Genomic DNA, 612 nt, shown 5'->3' with positions numbered 1-612 from the left:
TGCATTTTTTATTTATATTTGTTCAAGTAATTTCAATTCCTCTTCTACAAATGCCATTAATTCTTTTATTGTTTCATTAGAAAAATCAAAACGAATTCCAGCTGCTTCATATACTTCTGTTAAGGATTTAGAGCTTCCTAATGATAAAGCTTCTTTATAATTTTGTAGTGCCTGTTTAGGATTCTCTTTATATTGTTTATACATTTGTAGTGCACCAAGTTGCGCGATTGCATATTCGATATAATAGAATGGTATTTCGAATATGTGTAGTACAGGTAACCAGCCAGTTGCTATCCAATTTTCATAACCTTCAATATTGACCACATTCGATTGGTAAGTGTTATGTAATTTTAAATATTTTTCATTTCTTTCTTTAGCAGTATGATTTGGATTTTCATACATCCAATGTTGGAATTGATCCACGATAAGCATTTGTGTCTTTAAAGAAATCTAATTTTGCTTTTATAAATTCTTCTGTATTCTCATAAAATGTATCCCAATACTCCATCGAAAATAATTCCATTGTCATGCTAGCTAACTCAGCTGATTCTGAAGGGATTTCTAAATATTTTTGTAACTCTAGGTGCTTCATACATTCATTATGAATACTAT

General features: G+C 29.6%; 1 pseudogene. It reads right to left on the bottom strand.

From position 1 onward, the window contains the following. Positions 1–12: 12 nt before the first annotated feature. Positions 13–612 (bottom strand): annotated as a pseudogene (locus tag KI356_RS26700) (M3 family metallopeptidase); the annotation flags it as partial.

The organism is Bacillus hominis, from assembly GCF_018332515.1.
Taxonomy (GTDB): Bacteria; Bacillota; Bacilli; order Bacillales; family Bacillaceae_G; genus Bacillus_A; species Bacillus_A hominis.
The sequence above is the reverse complement of the archived record's forward strand: the minus strand, read 5'-3'. Positions and strand labels throughout refer to the sequence as shown.